The organism is Rheinheimera nanhaiensis E407-8 (genome assembly GCF_000296695.1).
Taxonomy (GTDB): domain Bacteria; phylum Pseudomonadota; class Gammaproteobacteria; order Enterobacterales; family Alteromonadaceae; genus Alishewanella; species Alishewanella nanhaiensis.
In genome coordinates this window covers 116,068-132,113 of record NZ_BAFK01000001.1, presented here as the reverse complement: position 1 = coordinate 132,113, position 16,046 = coordinate 116,068, and the positions used below count along the sequence as shown (strand labels likewise).

17 protein-coding genes are annotated in these 16,046 nt (G+C 54.1%); 11 read left to right on the top strand and 6 right to left on the bottom strand.

All coding sequences use genetic code 11. From position 1 onward, the window contains the following. Positions 1-2: 2 nt before the first annotated feature. Positions 3-1,193 (bottom strand): signal recognition particle-docking protein FtsY, encoded by a 1,191-nt coding sequence (gene ftsY, locus RNAN_RS00665; protein WP_008217691.1) that lies wholly within the window; start codon positions 1,191-1,193, stop codon positions 3-5. A gap of 82 nt (positions 1,194-1,275) precedes the next feature. On the opposite strand from ftsY, the gene rsmD reads away from it, so the two are divergent. Beyond that, a complete protein-coding gene (rsmD, locus tag RNAN_RS00660; RefSeq protein ID WP_008217689.1) occupies positions 1,276-1,899 on the top strand; it encodes a 16S rRNA (guanine(966)-N(2))-methyltransferase RsmD in 624 nt (207 codons plus the stop codon). 21 nt (positions 1,900-1,920) lie between these two features. Here the strand turns inward: rsmD and RNAN_RS00655 are convergent, their stop codons facing one another. Genes RNAN_RS00655 through RNAN_RS00645 form a run of 3 tightly spaced genes read right to left on the bottom strand, consistent with a single transcriptional unit; the run spans position 1,921 to position 4,168 of the window. Continuing rightward, complete coding sequence (locus RNAN_RS00655) at positions 1,921-2,541, bottom strand: YjaG family protein (protein WP_008217687.1); 621 nt, start codon at positions 2,539-2,541, stop codon at positions 1,921-1,923. Then, positions 2,522-2,875 (bottom strand): putative signal transducing protein, encoded by a 354-nt coding sequence (locus tag RNAN_RS00650; protein WP_008217685.1) that lies wholly within the window; start codon positions 2,873-2,875, stop codon positions 2,522-2,524. Before RNAN_RS00650 ends, RNAN_RS00655 begins: the two co-directional genes overlap by 20 nt. Beyond that, positions 2,876-4,168 (bottom strand): coiled-coil domain-containing protein, encoded by a 1,293-nt coding sequence (locus RNAN_RS00645; RefSeq protein ID WP_008217684.1) that lies wholly within the window; start codon positions 4,166-4,168, stop codon positions 2,876-2,878. It abuts the gene before it with no gap. A 210-nt stretch (positions 4,169-4,378) separates the two neighbouring features. Here RNAN_RS00645 and RNAN_RS00640 point away from each other — a divergent pair, with 210 nt between their 5' ends. From RNAN_RS00640 to RNAN_RS00630, 3 genes are read left to right on the top strand one after another with little or no spacing between them, the layout of a single operon-like run. Beyond that, complete coding sequence (locus RNAN_RS00640; protein ID WP_237739867.1) at positions 4,379-4,768, top strand: DUF2721 domain-containing protein; 390 nt, start codon at positions 4,379-4,381, stop codon at positions 4,766-4,768. A gap of 24 nt (positions 4,769-4,792) precedes the next feature. Beyond that, the gene (locus RNAN_RS00635) at positions 4,793-6,319 is read left to right on the top strand and encodes a response regulator (protein ID WP_008217681.1); all 1,527 of its coding nucleotides are present in this window, start codon (positions 4,793-4,795) and stop codon (positions 6,317-6,319) included. Positions 6,320-6,347: 28 nt separating this feature from the next. Then, complete coding sequence (locus RNAN_RS00630) at positions 6,348-6,926, top strand: DUF4136 domain-containing protein (protein ID WP_237739866.1); 579 nt, start codon at positions 6,348-6,350, stop codon at positions 6,924-6,926. Positions 6,927-6,994: 68 nt separating this feature from the next. Here the strand turns inward: RNAN_RS00630 and RNAN_RS00625 are convergent, their stop codons facing one another. Further along, complete coding sequence (locus RNAN_RS00625; protein ID WP_008217677.1) at positions 6,995-7,576, bottom strand: DUF3833 domain-containing protein; 582 nt, start codon at positions 7,574-7,576, stop codon at positions 6,995-6,997. 138 nt (positions 7,577-7,714) lie between these two features. Between RNAN_RS00625 and RNAN_RS00620 the strand changes: the two genes are divergently transcribed. From RNAN_RS00620 to RNAN_RS00590, 7 genes are all read left to right on the top strand, one after another. Further along, complete coding sequence (locus RNAN_RS00620; protein WP_008217675.1) at positions 7,715-8,275, top strand: RNA polymerase sigma factor; 561 nt, start codon at positions 7,715-7,717, stop codon at positions 8,273-8,275. Further along, positions 8,250-8,897 carry a hypothetical protein gene (locus RNAN_RS00615; protein ID WP_008217673.1) on the top strand — a complete coding sequence of 216 codons (648 nt, stop codon included), beginning with the start codon at positions 8,250-8,252 and terminating at the stop codon, positions 8,895-8,897. Before RNAN_RS00620 ends, RNAN_RS00615 begins: the two co-directional genes overlap by 26 nt. Beyond that, positions 8,894-9,766 carry a hypothetical protein gene (locus tag RNAN_RS00610; RefSeq protein ID WP_008217671.1) on the top strand — a complete coding sequence of 291 codons (873 nt, stop codon included), beginning with the start codon at positions 8,894-8,896 and terminating at the stop codon, positions 9,764-9,766. The genes RNAN_RS00615 and RNAN_RS00610 overlap by 4 nt, the downstream gene beginning before the upstream one ends. Positions 9,767-9,927: 161 nt before the next feature. Next, positions 9,928-10,560: a 2OG-Fe(II) oxygenase gene (locus tag RNAN_RS00605; protein ID WP_008217669.1), complete on the top strand. Its 633-nt coding sequence runs from the start codon at positions 9,928-9,930 to the stop codon at positions 10,558-10,560. Between the two features lie 88 nt (positions 10,561-10,648). Next, the gene (locus RNAN_RS00600) at positions 10,649-10,993 is read left to right on the top strand and encodes a hypothetical protein (protein WP_148275620.1); all 345 of its coding nucleotides are present in this window, start codon (positions 10,649-10,651) and stop codon (positions 10,991-10,993) included. 62 nt (positions 10,994-11,055) lie between these two features. Next, positions 11,056-12,285 (top strand): efflux RND transporter periplasmic adaptor subunit, encoded by a 1,230-nt coding sequence (locus tag RNAN_RS00595; protein ID WP_008217665.1) that lies wholly within the window; start codon positions 11,056-11,058, stop codon positions 12,283-12,285. 11 nt (positions 12,286-12,296) lie between these two features. After that, positions 12,297-15,410 carry an efflux RND transporter permease subunit gene (locus RNAN_RS00590; protein WP_008217662.1) on the top strand — a complete coding sequence of 1,038 codons (3,114 nt, stop codon included), beginning with the start codon at positions 12,297-12,299 and terminating at the stop codon, positions 15,408-15,410. A gap of 192 nt (positions 15,411-15,602) precedes the next feature. On the opposite strand, the gene RNAN_RS00585 is transcribed toward RNAN_RS00590, so the two are convergent. Next, positions 15,603-16,040, bottom strand: a complete 438-nt coding sequence (locus tag RNAN_RS00585; RefSeq protein ID WP_008217661.1) for a DUF192 domain-containing protein — start codon at positions 16,038-16,040, stop codon at positions 15,603-15,605. Between the last annotated feature and the right edge of the window lie 6 nt (positions 16,041-16,046).

Sequence of the window (16,046 nt, the reverse complement as noted above, 5' to 3'; positions counted from 1 at the left end):
GCTTAAGCGTCCCGGTTAAACAGAGCGCGAATAAAGTCTTTGCTGTTAAACACGCGCAAATCGTCGATGCCCTCGCCCACGCCAATGTAGCGCAGCGGTAATTTAAACTGGTCAGCAATAGCAAAAATTACCCCGCCTTTGGCCGTACCGTCCAGCTTGGTCAGGCTGATACCGCTAAGCGTCACCGCTTCATTAAAGATTTTGGCCTGGCTCAGCGCGTTCTGGCCGGTACCGGCATCCAGCGTTAACATCACCTCATGCGGCGCTGCGGGGTCAATTTTCTGTAGCACCCTAACGATTTTTTTCAGCTCTTCCATTAAGTGGGCTTTATTTTGTAAGCGGCCGGCGGTGTCGGCAATTAACACATCCACTTTGCGCGCTTTAGCCGCCTGGTAGGCATCAAAAATGACCGAAGCACTGTCGGCACCGGTATGCTGAGCCACCACCGGGATCTGGTTACGCTCGCCCCACACCTGCAGCTGCTCTACTGCAGCGGCGCGAAAGGTATCACCGGCGGCCAGCATTACGCTTTTACCCTGCTGTTTAAACTGCTGCGCCATTTTGCCGATAGTGGTGGTTTTACCCACACCATTTACCCCTACCATTAAAATAACAAAGGGCCCGGCCGGGTTCAGCGGCACCAAAGGCTGCTCTACATCAGCCAGCAGCGCCGCCATATCCTGCTGCAGTTTGTCAAACAGCAATTCGGAGTCTTTTAACGACTTACGATCGGCATGTTGCTCCAGCTGGCGAATCAGCTTCTGTGTGGTGTCCACACCCACATCAGCCAGCAGCAGCTGGGTTTCCAGCTCTTCATATAATTCGTCATCAATTTTACGGCCACTGAATAAGCCGGCCAGGCCTGCGCCCAGGTTTTGACTGGTTTTACTCAGGCCCTGTTTTAAGCGGGAGAAAAAGCCGGCCTTTTTTACCGGCTCCGCGACCGTCATTGGTGATGTTGCCGGCGAAGCCGGCGTTTCAGCTACCAGGGTGTCTGGTTGCTCAGTGTGCGCCGAAGCTGATGCCTGCGCTGTACTGGCCAGCTCAGTGCCTGCTTGGGTATCCTGCACCACTGCCGTCTGGGTATCTGGCGCCGGGGCTGGCTGGCTAGCTTGCTTAGCGCTGTCGGCCGTTTCGGCTTCGTCAGCCTTGCCCAGCCCAAGCCAGGAAAACAGTTTATTTTTTTTGCTCATAAGCCCAAGTGTATGCTGATAAAAACTAAGGTAAACTTGGCCGTTATACTAACACCTTTGTGTTAAAGGCAAAACGGATTAGATGAAACAAGCAAAAAGCGCCGCCAAACGGCCAGCCACCGGTAAAAAGCCCTCAGCCGTTAGCGGCGCGCCGGGTGAAGTGCGTATTATCAGTGGCAGCTGGCGTGGCCGTAAACTGGCCGTGCTGGACGCCGAAGGCTTAAGGCCCACCACCGACAGGGTAAAAGAAACGCTGTTTAACTGGCTGATGCACGATATTGCCGGAGCAACAGTGCTGGACTGCTTTGCCGGCAGCGGCAGCCTGGGGTTTGAAGCCTTGTCACGTTACGCCAGCCACTGTACCTTGCTGGAGCGCGATAAAGCGGCCGCTAATCAGTTGCTGGCTAACCAGCGCAAATTAGCCTGCACCAATGCCGATATTATTCACACCGATAGCCTGCAATGGTTAGCAAAGCCTGCGCTACGCCGTTACGATGTGGTGTTTATTGACCCGCCATTTCGGAAAAACCTGGCATTACCCTGCTGCCAGCAACTGGAACAGCAGCAGTGGTTAACTGACCATGCGCTGGTTTATCTGGAAACAGAGAAAGAACTGGATGTCGCCGCTTTGCCGGCCAACTGGCGGCTGTTAAAAGAAAAAGTGGCTGGCCAGCTGGCGTACCGCTTGTATCAGCGCACCAGCTAAACCGACGTGACGCAAGCACGGCTACAGCGCGTCGCTGCTGTTAAGCTCCATGCCTAAATTGGTCAGGCCCTGCTCGGCCACCCAGTTTTGCAGCAGCTGGCGCTCATCGCGGCCAAATTGTTTCAGCGGCGTCACCAGTGCAATCAGCTCGGCCAGACAGTCCATTTCGTATTGCATCAGCGGATGCTCACGGACGATTTTTTTCAGCTCAGCTTCGGTCGTGATGTCATCATCGATGCTGTCATGCTCAATCAGCCGCGCCACGGTGGCCTGAGAGATCTTGGCCACGTTGATAAACTCGCTGGCATCCTGTTGGCTAATGCCGCTTAACATCATATCCAGCGCGGTGGCACAATCCAGCGCCGGGTAAACACCAAAAATATCAAAGTCTGTCAGGGTGGGAGTAATCAGTTCCAGCTCTTCGGCTAATTTGCCAAAGTTTATCTTGGCTTTTTTTACCGTTAACCACTCCCACACCAGGTTTAAAATATGGCGCGGCAGCGCAGCATCACCGGTGTTGGTCACTTCAGCGAATAACTGATAGTTCGGTAACATGCGTTCAAGTAAGGTGGCAGCAATGGCCGCTTGCTGATAGAACCCCAGCTCACGCATCGCCTGAAAATTATTGGCTTTTACTTTCATCTTGGTCTCGGCCGCACGACCAGCACAGGTCAAAACTGTCATAGTTCAGCTCACCACAGAGGCAACGCCACTGTGCCGGTTCATGCTGTAATTGTTGAAGATATTGCGTGATTATACGCTGTGCGGTAGCAAATTGCTGCTCTGGCACCCACAGTTGCACCCCTATGTCAGTCAGCGGCAACTCTCCGGCGGCACCGGCCAGAAACTCGCCCTGTAGCTGCACCAACACCGCAGCGCGCTGCAGCAAGCCACGCAGCAGCGCCGCTTCGACGCTGTTTGCTGCCAGATACACCCGCTGCCACTGTGTCACATCAGCCGGGTGTAACAACTGCACCTAGCCGGTGACCTTCAGCTGTTTTTGCGCGTATTCAAACTTCAGCTTGTATTCCATCATGCGCTCTTCCAGCGCCTGTAATGCCTGCTGATGCGTTTCCTGCTGCTGTTGCAGCTCCAGGCGCAGGGTGCGGATCAATTCACGGCTGGCATCCGCTTCCTGCTGCTGCTTTTGTTCGGCAGCGAACTGGCGGTTTTGCGCATGTTCAAGCTGGGTTTCCATTTTCTGCGCTTTAGTCTGGCTATGCTGATACTGCTCGGTCAGGTTAACGTAATCCGCCTGTAACTTGGTTAACTCCGAGCCCAAACCACCGGTTTCGTGCTGCATCGCCAGCAACTGCTGCTGCGCCTCGGCCAGTTGTTGCCGGGCGTCTTCTAATTGCTGCTGCAATAGCTGTTGATTTTGTTGCTGCTGTTCGGCTTGCGTCTGCAGCTCTTGCTGTAACTGCTGAATTTTTTGCTGCTGCAGTTCCTGCGTTTTCTTGCGGTCCTGCACTTCCTGCTGCAAGCGGGCGATGGTTTGTAATTTGTCCTGGCTGGCGGCTTCAAGCTCAGCAAACTGCTGCTTTTCGCTGGCGAAACTGGCGGCCTGCTCGCTTAGTTGCTGCTCTAATTGCGCCAGCTTAGTCTGGTAATCGGCCTGCAGGTCGTTAATTTGCTGTAGCTGCTTTTGCTGCTGCTCGGTGGCCAGTTTCAGCTCGGTTTTACTTTGCTGTACTACCAGCTTCATTTCGTGCACAGTGGCTTTAGCTTGCTCGGCATCGGCCTCGGCGCTGGCTAATTGCTGTTGCAGCTGCGTCAGTTGCTGCTCGGTTTGCTGCAGTTTTTGCTGCGCGGCCGGATCCGCAGAAGCCTGCTGTAACTGCTGTAATTTCTGTTGGAATTGCTCCAGCTGGGCGGTTTGCGCTTCGCGCTCGGCGCTTAGGCTAACTAACTTTTGCCGCGCCGCCTCTAACTCTTCGCTTACCACTTTATGCTGCTGGCGCAGCTTTGACAGTTCCTGATTATCGGCACTGGCCACCGGGACGGCTAAATCCAGCTGCTGCTTGGTTTGCTGCCAGTCTTTAAACAGTTTCTGATAAGCTTGTTCCTGCTCTATTAAGCGCTGTTGCCACTGCTTTTGGCTATCAGCCACTACCGTGCTGGCAAATTGCTGCAGCTGCTGTTGCTGGGCATTTAATAGCTGGCTGGAAAACTCCACCAGACTGGCTTCCAGCTGCTGCTGTGCCGCCTCGGTTAAATCGGCAATAACTTGCTGCTCGTTTTTATTATTGTTCTTTTTCACTGCATTCATTATCAGCTCTCGCTTTACTGCGGCAGCGCCTGCAATTACCGCTGCATACGCTACGTTCTGTTCAGATTAGTTCACCAGCTACCTTATCAGTTATTCGCGCCGGCGCACACCAGATCGCTGATTAGTGTAATATGAGTTGTCACCGATAGCTAACGCTAATGATACTTTTAGCGACGCAAACGGTTAAATTGTTATAACAGGAACAACGATATGATGGATTTGACCACCCCTGCACTGCTGTTTCCGGCTATCTCATTGTTATTGTTAGCTTATACCAACCGTTTTCTGGTGTTAGCCCAGCTGATCCGCGAGTTGAACCAACGCGAAGGTGGCCAGGTGCGCGACCTGGCAAAACGGCAAATTTCCAACCTGCGTAAACGCATCGTGCTGATTAAAACCATGCAAGCCTTTGGCGTGCTGAGCTTTGTGCTGTGCACCGCAGCGATGTTTTGTCTGTTTATGCGCTGGCAAACCGCCGGCCAATTGCTGTTTGTCGTCAGTCTGATTAGCTTATTAATCAGCCTGCTCTATTCTTTGTATGAGATCCAAATTTCATGTGACGCGATAAATATAGAGTTGGAATCGTTACAACATGGCTAAGGCCGACACGCAGCGGATATCAGCATGACTGAAGAAGACTTTTTATTTCAGGATGACAGCGCTCAGGGCGACACGCCGGCGCCGGCTAATACCGCACCGCCCTGGCTGGTGCTGGTAGTGGATGACGATGACAGCATTCATCAAATTACGGCGCTGGTGCTAAACAGCTTTGAGTTTGAGCAGCGGCCGCTGAAATTGCTGCATGCCCTCAGCGCGCGCGAGGCGCTGGTGCTTATTCAGCAGCATGATGATATTGCGCTGGCGCTTATAGATGTAGTGATGGAAACCCAGCATGCTGGCCTGGAGCTGATAAAAACCATCCGCCAGCAGCTGAAAAATCAGCGCATGCGGCTGATATTGCGCACCGGCCAGCCGGGTGAAGCGCCGGAAGAGCATGTGATCCGCGACTACGACATCAATGACTATAAAAATAAAACCGAAGTTACCGCCATTAAACTAAAAACCCTGCTGTATGCCGGCCTGCGCTCTTACCGTGATATCTGCATTATCGAGCACCATAAGGCCGGGCTGGAGAAAATTATCGGCTGTACCACCAGCTTCCTGCAATGCAGCACCCTGAAAGACTTTGCCTCACTGATTTTAGGCCAGGTGGCCTACCTGCTCGATTTACAGCGCGAGCAAATTTTCTGCTGTGCCGCCATAAACAACGCCCGCCCGCAGGGTTTAATGCTGGATGTCATTGCCAGCAGTAATCCTGGGCAAGAACGCGGCCTACCGCCTGAGGTGTTTGCCAAAATTCAGCAGGTACAACAGCAAAAGCAGTCTTATCAGGGGGAAGACTGTTTTATCAGCTACTTTACCACCCATAAAGGCAGCGAAAACTTTCTGTATGTCAGCAAAGGCAGCAAGCTGGAAAGCACCGATCATCACTTACTCAGCTACTTCTCGCACAATATTGCTATTGCCTATGAAAACATCCGCCTGCGCGAGCTGATGCGTGATAGCCAGCGTGAGCTGTCATATATTTTGGGCGAAGCGGTGGAAAAACGATCCAAAGAGACGGGTAGCCACGTAAAACGGGTAGCCAACTACAGCCATTTACTGGCGGTAAAGTGTGGCTTGTCGGAATACGAGGCAGAAGTGATAAAACTAGCATCGCCACTGCACGATCTGGGTAAAATCGCCATCCCCGACCATATTTTAAATAAACCGGGTAAACATGACGCTGCCGAATGGGCTATCATGCTGCAGCACGCTGAATTGGGTTACCAGATTTTACAACATTCCACTAACGAGATCCTGCAGATGGGTGCCATCATAGCCCACCAGCATCACGAAAAGTGGAATGGCAAAGGTTACCCGCAGGGCTTAAGCGGGCACAATATTCATATTGCCGGCCGCATTACCGCACTGGCAGATGTATTTGACGCGCTGGGCAGCGATCGTTGTTATAAAAAAGCCTGGCCGTTGGAGCAGATCATCGAACTTATCCGCACTGAACGCGGTCAACAGTTTGACCCGGCTTTAGTGGATATTTTGTTAAACAACCTGGAGGCATTTCTTGCAATACGCGATGCCTATCCGGATTAAGCATAGGAACAGAAGTATGCAACCTGGCATGATGAAAAAGTTGAGTATCGCCGCTGTCGCGTTGGCCGCCCTGATATTAACGGGCTGTGCTACCGGGCCTAAAGTGCGCTCTGACAGTGCCGCTAACGTGAATTTTTCCACTTACCGCACCTTTGGTTTTATGCCAGAGCCGGCCACGGACAAAGCAGGCTATGCCACTTTAGTGACACAGCATTTTAAAGATGCGATAACCGCTGAGATGACGGCACTGGGGTATCAGTACAGTGACGCCAACGCCGATTTGCTGGTCAACTTTAACTCTAATGTAGAAAACCGTACCGATGTGCGCTCTACCCCCAGCGCCAGCATCCATTACGGGTACTACAGTTACCGCCACGGTATTTATGCCGGTTTCCCACTGATTAGTAACGACATTGATACTGTGCGTTACAAGTACGGCACGGTAAATATCGATGTGGTTGACGCCGCGAAAAAACAGCTGATTTGGGAGGGGATTTCCGAGGGCACGCTGAAAAAAGCCGATTTACAAAACCCCAAGCAGGCTATTGCTAACGTAGTTGGCTTAATCTTCCAGCAGTACCCAACTCGTCAGACAGTGAAGCCCTAACAACAGGCCGGATTAACCGACAGACTAAACAAAGTACGCCGCTTCGCCTTGTGCCAAGCGGCGTTTTTTTAGCTGGCGTTTGACACCAGCTGTTTAATTTTCTGCTGCAGTGGCGCGCAATCCGCATTGGTGTCTTGCTGCTGAATAGACAAGGTCAGCTCGCCCACCGTCACACCAAACTTATGCAGCGTGCTGCGGTTAAGCAGGTTTTGCTCATCCACCAGATACAACCAGTCTTTTACTTTAACATCCAGCGTATCACCGTCATAAGGCACACGCAGGGTGTATTCCCAGTACAGGCTATTGCCGGCCAGCTGGCCTGTCGCTTCGCCAATCACGTCGCCGGCACTGCCACTGATGCTGCCATCGGCATTTTGCTTCAGCTGCCAGTGGCGCTGCTCAATACGGCCATCGCTAAAATAAAACAGCTCATACAAATCGCCGTTATCGCCCTGCCAGCTACCGCACAGCTCGGCGGTAAAGCGCACACTTTGCTTACCGCGCCAGTCATGCAGCACACCCCAGGCCCGGCTTTGGCCCTGGAAAAACTGGTCCAGTTTAAGTTTGGGTGTTTCGTTGACATAATCGGTGACTGACTGACTACAACCGCTTAGCAACACAGCTGCAAGCAAAATGGCTGGTTTTTGCATGTTATCCTCCGGTATTTCGCCCACTTACGGCTACAACACAGCGGCGGCTCACAAAAATAGAAAAAAACTGTGAAAACCGCCAACTAAAATCAGGCCAGCACCGACTTATATGCAAAACCGACAGAGAATAACCATATCGTGTTTAAACGCAGTGATGAAAGTTTAATCGCCAAAGCACTGGAAGGTGACCAGCATGCCTGGCAACAACTGGTCAGCCGCTACCAAAGTGCGCTGTATTATTTTGGCTTACGCCTGCTGGGCTCAAAGGAGGATGCCAATGATCTGTTGCAGGACGTGTTAATGGTGCTGTGCCGCAATTTAGGCCAATACCGCGGCGAAAGCAGCTTTAAAAGCTGGCTGTTCAGCATTGCCAATTACCGCGCGATGGACGTACTGCGCCGGCGCAAATACAGCGAAGACGAGCAAAGCCTGGCCGAGCTTGCTGACGACAGCCCGGCGCTGTGTCAGCAACTGAGCAGCAAGCAGCAACAGCAGCAGGTAAGGCTGCAGCTGCGCCAGCTACCAGCCGAGCAGCGGCTGATACTGGAACTGAAGTTTTATCAACAATTTACCTTTGATGAAATAGCCAGCCAGCTGGCTATATCCAGCAATACGGCGAAATCACGTTTTTATACCGCGCTGGATAAACTACGTCTGCAGTTGGAGGACGACCATGTCGAACAATCAGCAAATTTTTGAGCTCTGGCTCGACGGTAAAATCAGCACCGAGCAGTGTAAAACACAATTACAGCATGCCCCAGAGTGGTTAGCCCGGCTTAACAGCGCTATGGCGATCCGCCGGGATGCCAACACACCAGAGTTTGATGCGATACCGGTGTTTGACAGCAGCGCCCTGTTTGCCAGCCAGTGGCAGAGGCCCAAAGCCAAGCGCAGCTGGTGGCCGCAAGTCAGTCTGGCGCTGTCTTGCGCCGCCATGCTTATCAGCCTGTCGCCGGCTCAGCTGCAATTACAGGACGGCAGCCTTAGTCTGCGCTGGAGCAACAGCCAGAGTGAGCTTAATGCTGCAGTAGAAAGCGCACTGACAACCTATCAGCAACAGCAGCAACAGTGGCTGGCGCAGCAGCTGACGTTACAGCAGCAAAACACCAACTCACAGCTGGTACTGTTAAAAGACTACCTGCAGGACGAGCTAAAACGCGATCAACGCAGCGATATGCTGCAACTGGTTGAACATTTAAACCAGCAGCGCCAGGCCGACTGGCAATACTGGCAGGACAACTATCAGCCGATTCAGGCCAGTTACCGGCCGGATAACAGTTACTACCTAACCCCAACAACTAGCGGAGTGGACAAACCATGACTTTTTTACGCCCAACTTTACTTGCTCTAACCAGTGCCGCCCTGCTTGGCTACAGCACACACAGTGCCGCAGACGTAGCGCCACAACTGAAAAAGAATGCCGATATTCTGCAAACCATTTTACAAACCGCCTTTAGCAATACAGAGCAGGCCCGGTTAACCTCATTACAATCCAGCTACCTGGCTGGTCAGGGCTTGCTGTTTCAGGCCAACAGTAAACTTGGCGCCAGCCATATTTTTCAGTTTAACGATGCCCGCGTGCCGGTGGCACCACCGGCGCCGCTACCCGGCGGTCAGTTTGAATTTGAGCTAGACAGCGAACAGCTAACCATCATTACCGAGCAGGCTGAAGAGATGGCTGAGCTGGCGCAGCAGCAATTTCGTCAGCATCACCGCCTGTTCGAGCAGCAGCGGGCGATCGAGCGTGAGCTGCGCGACGCAGAGCGCGAAAAGCGCGATCTGGAATTTAGCCAAACGCTGACCAAACTGGACAAAGAGCAACAGCAGGAACTAACGCAGTTACAGGAAAAAACCAAACAGCTGCAGCAAAAATTAGCCGAAGCGGCCAAGCAAGCCGAGCAAAGCCGCGAACAACTGGCACAACAGCGGGCCAAGCGGCAAGCGGAACAACAGCAGCAAACCGCTGCACTGGTGAAGACGGTAGGCGAGCAATTTAGCCAGGTGTTGTGTGACTATGGTGCCAGCCTGCGTCAGTTGCCGGAAAACGAACACGTTACGCTGCAACTTAATAGCCGCAGCGATGCCGGCCGCTATTACTGGGTGATAAAAAAAGCCGACATTAACCAGTGCATGACGGGCAAAATAAAAGCCGCTGATTTGCTGGCCAAAGCCAAGCGTTATCAGTTTTAAGCCGGCCCGGGCACCAGTGGCTTTACCATACCGCTGGTGCGGCGCACCGATATGCGTTTTCAACCCTGTTCCGCTGCTTTGGGCACTGAGGTGAAATTCCACTTGGTCACGGTCAATTGTTCAGCGACAATAGCGGCGGTTTTTCCTGTTGAGCCTGCACCATGCCCAATGCTGTATCCGAACCTAATGCGTTACATGCCGATGCCATTATCGACACCTTTTATCAGCATGGCTGGGTGTGGCTGCCAAACTTTTTAAGCGCACAGCTAAACGCAGCCCTGCTGCATGAAGCGCAGCATCAGGCGCAGCTAACGCCCGCCGGCATTGGCCGTCAGGGCGATCACCAGCTAAACCAGCAGGTACGGCGTGACGCCACCCAGTGGTTTGATGGTACAAGCGCGGCCCAGCAGCAGTATCTGGCACTGATGGCGCAGTTACAGCAAGCATTTAACCGGCGCTGCTTTTTAGGCTTGTTCGACTTTGAATGCCATTTTGCCCGTTATCAGCAGGGCGATTACTACCAAAAACATCTGGATGCCTTTAGCGGCCGCTCTAACCGGGTACTGACCACCGTTAGCTACCTCAATAGCGTCAGTCAGGGTGGCGAGCTGGCACTGTATAACGAGCAGGACCAGTTAATTGATACCTTTTTGCCAACAGCGGGTAGCCTGATAGTGTTTGAAAGCGAGCGCTTTCCGCACGAGGTACTGCCGGCAATTGATACCCGCTTTAGTATTGCCGGCTGGTTTCGCAAAAATGCCAGCATTAACGGCGTACTGGATCCGGCCAGCTAAAACGCCTATCATAAGCACCATGCGTATCTGGTTAAGTTATGTTTTACTGTTCTGCCTGGCACTATCCGGCCTGTCCGGATCGGTGCAAATGGCGCATGCCTATACACTGGCCGATGCGATACAGCAGCAACAGAGCAGCGCCCATGTGGGGGCAGCCACTGAGGCAGAAACTGAGATGCCTTGCCATAGCCTGGCAAAAACCCCCAATAGCACTGCGACAGCGACAGTAACCGACAGCGCACACGACTGTTGTGATACGCCACAGCATCAATGCAAAGGTGACTGCTGCGCCAAACATTGTGCCGCCGGCGGTGCCTTGCTGGCTGCTGAACTGTTCCGTTATATCCGCCCGCAGACAATAGCGAACAACAACCCGGCAGCGCTGCCAAAATGGTTATTTGCCTCTGAGCCACCACCTCCGATAAACGCCTGATCCGACTCGTTTAACACGCGTGCTTTATCACGCTATTACGTATTGGTTTTAGGAATTTTCCCATGTATAAAAGTTATCTTTTTGCCGCCCTGCTGCTGCACAGCGCTCTGCCTGTTGCGCTGGCCGCGCAGGACCACAGCGACCACGCCCACACCAGCGATGGTGCAACACAGAGTGTATTGCAAGACGTATTGCCAGCAACAAGCAGTTATGTCTGCCCAATGCACCCGCAGATTGTGCAGGCTACCCCAGGCTCCTGCCCGATTTGCGGTATGGATTTAGTCGCACAAAAGCAGCAGCGCACGGCCACAGTTGAGGTTAACGGCGCCATGCAGCAGGCGCTGGCTATCCGCACCGAGGCGGCGGCCCCCCGTACCTTATGGCGCTTTATTCAAACCTATGCCCAGGTGCAGTACCCGGAAGATGCCATTCATCACAGCCATATCCGCGCTGAGGGTTGGATAGAGCAGCTGCATGTGCGCACCCTGGGCCAGCGGGTAAAAGCCGGCGACAAGCTGTTTAGCTACTATGCGCCCGATCTGCTGGTGGCACAGGATGATTATTTACAGGCGCTGTCGGTCAGTAAACAAAACGGTGAGCGCAGCAGCAGCCTGCTAAAACGCGCTGAAACCCGGCTGCGGCTGCTGGGCCTGACCGATAACGATATTAACAACCTGCAACAAAGCCGGCAAAGCCAATATCAGATCACAGTGTACGCCCATCAGGATGGCGTCGTCACCATGCTTAACGTGCGCGATGGCATGTATATCAGCCCCGGCGACACGCTAATAGAAATTACCCGTCTGGATCGGGTCTGGTTGCTGGCCGATGTGCCCGAAGCGCAGCAAAGCTGGCTGTTTAGCGGTATGAGCGCTGAGGTAGACCTGCCGTCGCAGCAAATCAACGGCTTGGAAGCCAGCGTCGATTATATTTATCCGGCGCTGGATGCACTAAGCCGCAGCAGCAAGGTCCGCCTGACGCTGGATAATCGCCAGCAACTGCTAAAACCCAATATGCTGTTGCCAGTGCGGCTATATGGCGGGCCCTTGCGTGATGTGCTGGCGATACCGCGTGATGCGGTGCTGCTAAGCGGTAACAGCAGCCGGGTAGTGGTAAAAGACGGCGACAGCTTTAGCGTGCGGCAAATAACCACCGGCAGCAGCGCGCAAGGCTACGTGCAGGTGTTATCCGGCCTGCACGAGGGCGAGCAGGTGGTGGTGTCCGGCCAGTTCTTACTGGACGCGGAAGCCAGCCTCAGCCAGCTGCCCGTTAGCAGCAGCCATCAGCATTAGGAGCCTGAGCCATGATTAAGGCGATTATCCGCTGGTCGGTACAAAACCCGCTGCTGGTGCTGCTAAGCACACTGGCGCTGGCGCTGTTTGGCTATCAGGCCAGCCAGCAACTTAAGCTGGACGCCCTGCCGGATTTATCCGACGTGCAGGTGATTATTAAGACCAGTTATCCGGGCCAAACGCCCGAGACCATAGAGCAGCAGATCAGCTATCCGCTGGCTACGGCGCTGCTGGCCGTGCCCAAAGCCAAGGCGGTACGCAGCTTCTCTATGCCGAACGACAGTTATCTGTACGTTATTTTTGAAGACGGTACCGACCCCTACTGGGCCCGCTCACGGGTACTGGAATACCTGCAAACCGTCACGCTGCCTGATGGCGCCCGCGCCACGCTGGGGCCGGATGCCAGCGGTGTCGGCTGGATCTTCCAGTACGCGCTAAGTGCGCCAAACAGCGATATGTCGCTGGAGCAGCTGACCAGCCTGCAACAATTTTATTTAACGCCCGAGCTGCAAAGTGTGGCAGGCGTGTCGGAAGTGGCCAGCATTGGCGGTATGGCGCTGACCTATCAGTTGCAGTTAGAGCCACGGCTGATGCGTGCTTATAACGTGACGCTAGCCCAGGTGATAAGCGCCATTAACAGTCACAATCAGCAACAGGGCGGCAGCGTGATTGAAGTGGCCGAAACCGAACTCTTGGTACAAGCCGGCGATTATATTCAGTCATTAGCCGATTTAGCTGCCGTGCCGCTTGGGGTGCGTAACAGTGCCGATTACCCGCTCACGCTGGCCGATATCGGCACAGTGCAACAAGTCCCGGCCGCGCGGCGCGGTATTGCCGAGCTTGACGGCGAAGGTGAAGTGGTCGGCGGCATTATCGTGATGCGCCACGGCGAAAACGCGCTGCAAACCATAGCGGCGGTAAAAGCCAAACTGCAGCAGCTGCAAAATGGCCTGCCCGAGGGCGTTAATATCGTTACGGTGTACGACCGTTCACAGCTGATTGAAAACACGGTAAATAACCTCAGCCAAAAGCTGCTGGAAGAAATGGCAGTCGTCGCGCTGGTGTGTTTTGTGTTTTTACTGCATGCCCGCTCGGCATTGGTGGCGGTAATCAGCCTGCCGCTGGCACTGCTGGCCAGTATTTTACTGATGCAACTGCTGGGCATTAACGCCAACGTCATGAGCCTGGGGGGTATTGCCATTGCCATCGGCGCGCTGGTGGATGCCGCCATTGTCATGGTAGAGCATGGCCATAAAAAGCTGGAGCAGGCCCGCAGTGATGGCCGCAGCCTCAGCAAAGCCGAGTTTCGCCAAACTATTATTGATGCCTGCCTGGATGTGGGCCCGGCGCTGTTTTTCTCGCTGCTGGTGATCACCGTCAGCTTTTTACCGGTGTTTATGCTTGAAGCACAGGAAGGCCGCTTATTCGCGCCGCTGGCCTACACCAAAACCTTCGCGATGGCCGCGGCAGCGCTGTTGGCCATTACGCTAATTCCGGTGCTGATGCTGTATTTTCTGCGCGGTAACATTCCGTCTGAGCACAGTAACCCGCTTAGCCGTGTATTAATCGCGTTATACACTCCCGTATTAAAGCTTTGTCTGCGCTTTCCCAAAAGCCTGGTGCTGCTAAGCCTGTTGGCGCTTAGCTCCAGCTTGCTGCCCTGGCAGCGGCTATCCAGTGAATTTATGCCAGCCTTTGCTGAGGGCGACTTGCTGTATATGCCCACCACCCTGCCCGGCTTAAGCCCGGCCACAGCGGCCAAACTGCTGCAGCAAACTGACCGGCTGATTAAAACCGTGCCCGAGGTAGAAACCGTGCTGGGTAAAAGCGGCCGCGCCAATACCGCTACCGATCCGGCGCCGCTGACCATGCTGGAAACCAGTATCAAACTCAAGCCACAAAGCCAGTGGCGTGAAGGCGTAACGCTTAACGATATTATCGCCGAGCTGGACGCCGTGGTGCAGGTGCCCGGCCTGACCAACGCCTGGCTGCCGCCGATAAAAACCCGTATTGACATGCTCTCCACCGGTATTCGCACCCCCGTGGGCGTTAGAGTGAGCGGGCCCGACCTTAGCACTATCTCAGAAGTGGCACAGCAATTGGAGGCTGAGATTAAACAGCTGCCCGGCAGCCGCTCGGTATTTGCCGAGCGCGCCGAAGATGGGCTTTACCTGCAAATTACGCCGAATTTGCCGCAGCTGGGCCGCTATGGCATTACACTTAGCGAGCTGCAGCAATATGTGCAATTTGCGATTGGCGGTGCGCCTATTGCGCAGAGCATTCAGGGCCGCGAGCGTTATGATATCAGCCTGCGCTTCCCGCGTGATTACCGCAGCCACCCGGATGACCTTCGTCAGCTGCCACTGCAAAGCCAGGATGGTGCCTATGTATTGCTGGAGCAGGTGGCCAGGGTCGAGGTAACAAAAGGCCCGGTGATGATCCGCGCTGAAAACGCCCGCTTAACCAGCTGGATTTATATCGATTTACCGTCAGACACTCAGCTGGGCGCTTATTTGGACCAGCTGGAGCAGCTATTGGCTGAGCAGCGCTTCCCGGCGCAGGTTAGCGTCAGCATAGGCGGCCAGTATGAATATTTAGAGCGGGTGCAGCAACGCTTACAGCAGTTAGTGCCCTTTACCCTGCTGCTGATTATCATTTTGCTGTACCTGACGTTCCGCCGCTTTAGCGATGTGACGCTGGTGCTGGTGTCATTACCCTTTGCCCTCAGTGGCAGCCTGTGGCTGTTATATCTGCTGGATTATCAGTTGTCGGTCGCGGTGGCGGTGGGCTTAATTGCGCTCAGTGGCGTAGCGGCAGAGTTTGCCGTGGTGATGCTGCTGTATTTAAAGCGGGCCGTGGACGAGCTAAAGCCAGAAAACGAGCAGCAGCTATGGCACGCCATTATGCAGGGCGCAGTACAGCGGGTGCGGCCCAAAGCGATGACGGTGCTGACCATTATTGTCAGCCTGTTGCCGATTATGCTCGGTGGCGGTGCCGGTAATGAAGTAATGCAGCGCATTGCCGCGCCGATGCTTGGCGGCATGATAGCCGCGCCGCTGGTGTCGATGTTATTAATGCCGGTGCTGTACTTTTTATTACTGCGGCGCTTATTGCCACAAAAGTGATAGCAAGACCTGGCACGAGAGTGTTGCCGATAGCGCAGCCACAGACCCTTTTCGCGCCAGCGAAGGCGGATAACAAATTCGCCCGGAGCGAATTTGGTCAGCGCAGCTGGTCCGCCTGGTGGAGGGCAGGAAGCCCGCAACCCCGCTGTGGCGAGCATAGCGGTAACACTCTCGTGCTACCACGCTGGTAAATCAGTTCTTACCGGCTCCCAGAGCCACTTTTTGCCCTACGGTAATACTATGCCGGGCAAACCAGCCGCGCGGCAGTTCCAGCGCAGCAATCACCGGCTGCTGTGATGACACCGGCGTTTGGTCAAACGGCTGCAGTGTTATCAGCTCAGCAATAGTCCAGTCCGGGCCAATATAGGCGACATCGAGCGGCATAGCGGTATTGGCCATCCACAAAGATACCGCTGTCGGCTGGCTATACAACAGCAACATGCCAGGCTCGGCGCTTTGCTGAAACATCAGCCCCTGTGCCCGCTTCTCGGGCGTATCGGCCAATTGTACCTGTATTGTCATATTGCCTATCTGTAATGACACCAGATCGAACACCTCAAGCTCGCCCTCCTGAGCGGCACAGGCCAGCAGCGGCAAACATAACAGCACTAACAGCAGCAAACGTTTCATCAGGCG

Excerpts from the sequence above, each read along its gene's own strand:
- RNAN_RS00585 (WP_008217661.1), bottom strand. The coding sequence starts at position 16,040 with ATGAAACGTTTGCTGCTGTTAGTGCTGTTATGTTTGCCGCTGCTGGCC.
- RNAN_RS00645 (WP_008217684.1), bottom strand. The coding sequence starts at position 4,168 with ATGAATGCAGTGAAAAAGAACAATAATAAAAACGAGCAGCAAGTTATT.
- RNAN_RS00615 (WP_008217673.1), top strand. The coding sequence starts at position 8,250 with ATGTCGAACAATCAGCAAATTTTTGAGCTCTGGCTCGACGGTAAAATC.
- RNAN_RS00630 (WP_237739866.1), top strand. The coding sequence starts at position 6,348 with ATGATGAAAAAGTTGAGTATCGCCGCTGTCGCGTTGGCCGCCCTGATA.
- RNAN_RS00590 (WP_008217662.1), top strand. The coding sequence starts at position 12,297 with ATGATTAAGGCGATTATCCGCTGGTCGGTACAAAACCCGCTGCTGGTG.
- rsmD (WP_008217689.1), top strand. The coding sequence starts at position 1,276 with ATGAAACAAGCAAAAAGCGCCGCCAAACGGCCAGCCACCGGTAAAAAG.
- RNAN_RS00600 (WP_148275620.1), top strand. The coding sequence starts at position 10,649 with ATGGCGCATGCCTATACACTGGCCGATGCGATACAGCAGCAACAGAGC.
- RNAN_RS00655 (WP_008217687.1), bottom strand. The coding sequence starts at position 2,541 with ATGAAAGTAAAAGCCAATAATTTTCAGGCGATGCGTGAGCTGGGGTTC.
- ftsY (WP_008217691.1), bottom strand. The coding sequence starts at position 1,193 with ATGAGCAAAAAAAATAAACTGTTTTCCTGGCTTGGGCTGGGCAAGGCT.
- RNAN_RS00635 (WP_008217681.1), top strand. The coding sequence starts at position 4,793 with ATGACTGAAGAAGACTTTTTATTTCAGGATGACAGCGCTCAGGGCGAC.
- RNAN_RS00640 (WP_237739867.1), top strand. The coding sequence starts at position 4,379 with ATGATGGATTTGACCACCCCTGCACTGCTGTTTCCGGCTATCTCATTG.
- RNAN_RS00610 (WP_008217671.1), top strand. The coding sequence starts at position 8,894 with ATGACTTTTTTACGCCCAACTTTACTTGCTCTAACCAGTGCCGCCCTG.
- RNAN_RS00605 (WP_008217669.1), top strand. The coding sequence starts at position 9,928 with ATGCCCAATGCTGTATCCGAACCTAATGCGTTACATGCCGATGCCATT.
- RNAN_RS00625 (WP_008217677.1), bottom strand. The coding sequence starts at position 7,576 with ATGCAAAAACCAGCCATTTTGCTTGCAGCTGTGTTGCTAAGCGGTTGT.
- RNAN_RS00595 (WP_008217665.1), top strand. The coding sequence starts at position 11,056 with ATGTATAAAAGTTATCTTTTTGCCGCCCTGCTGCTGCACAGCGCTCTG.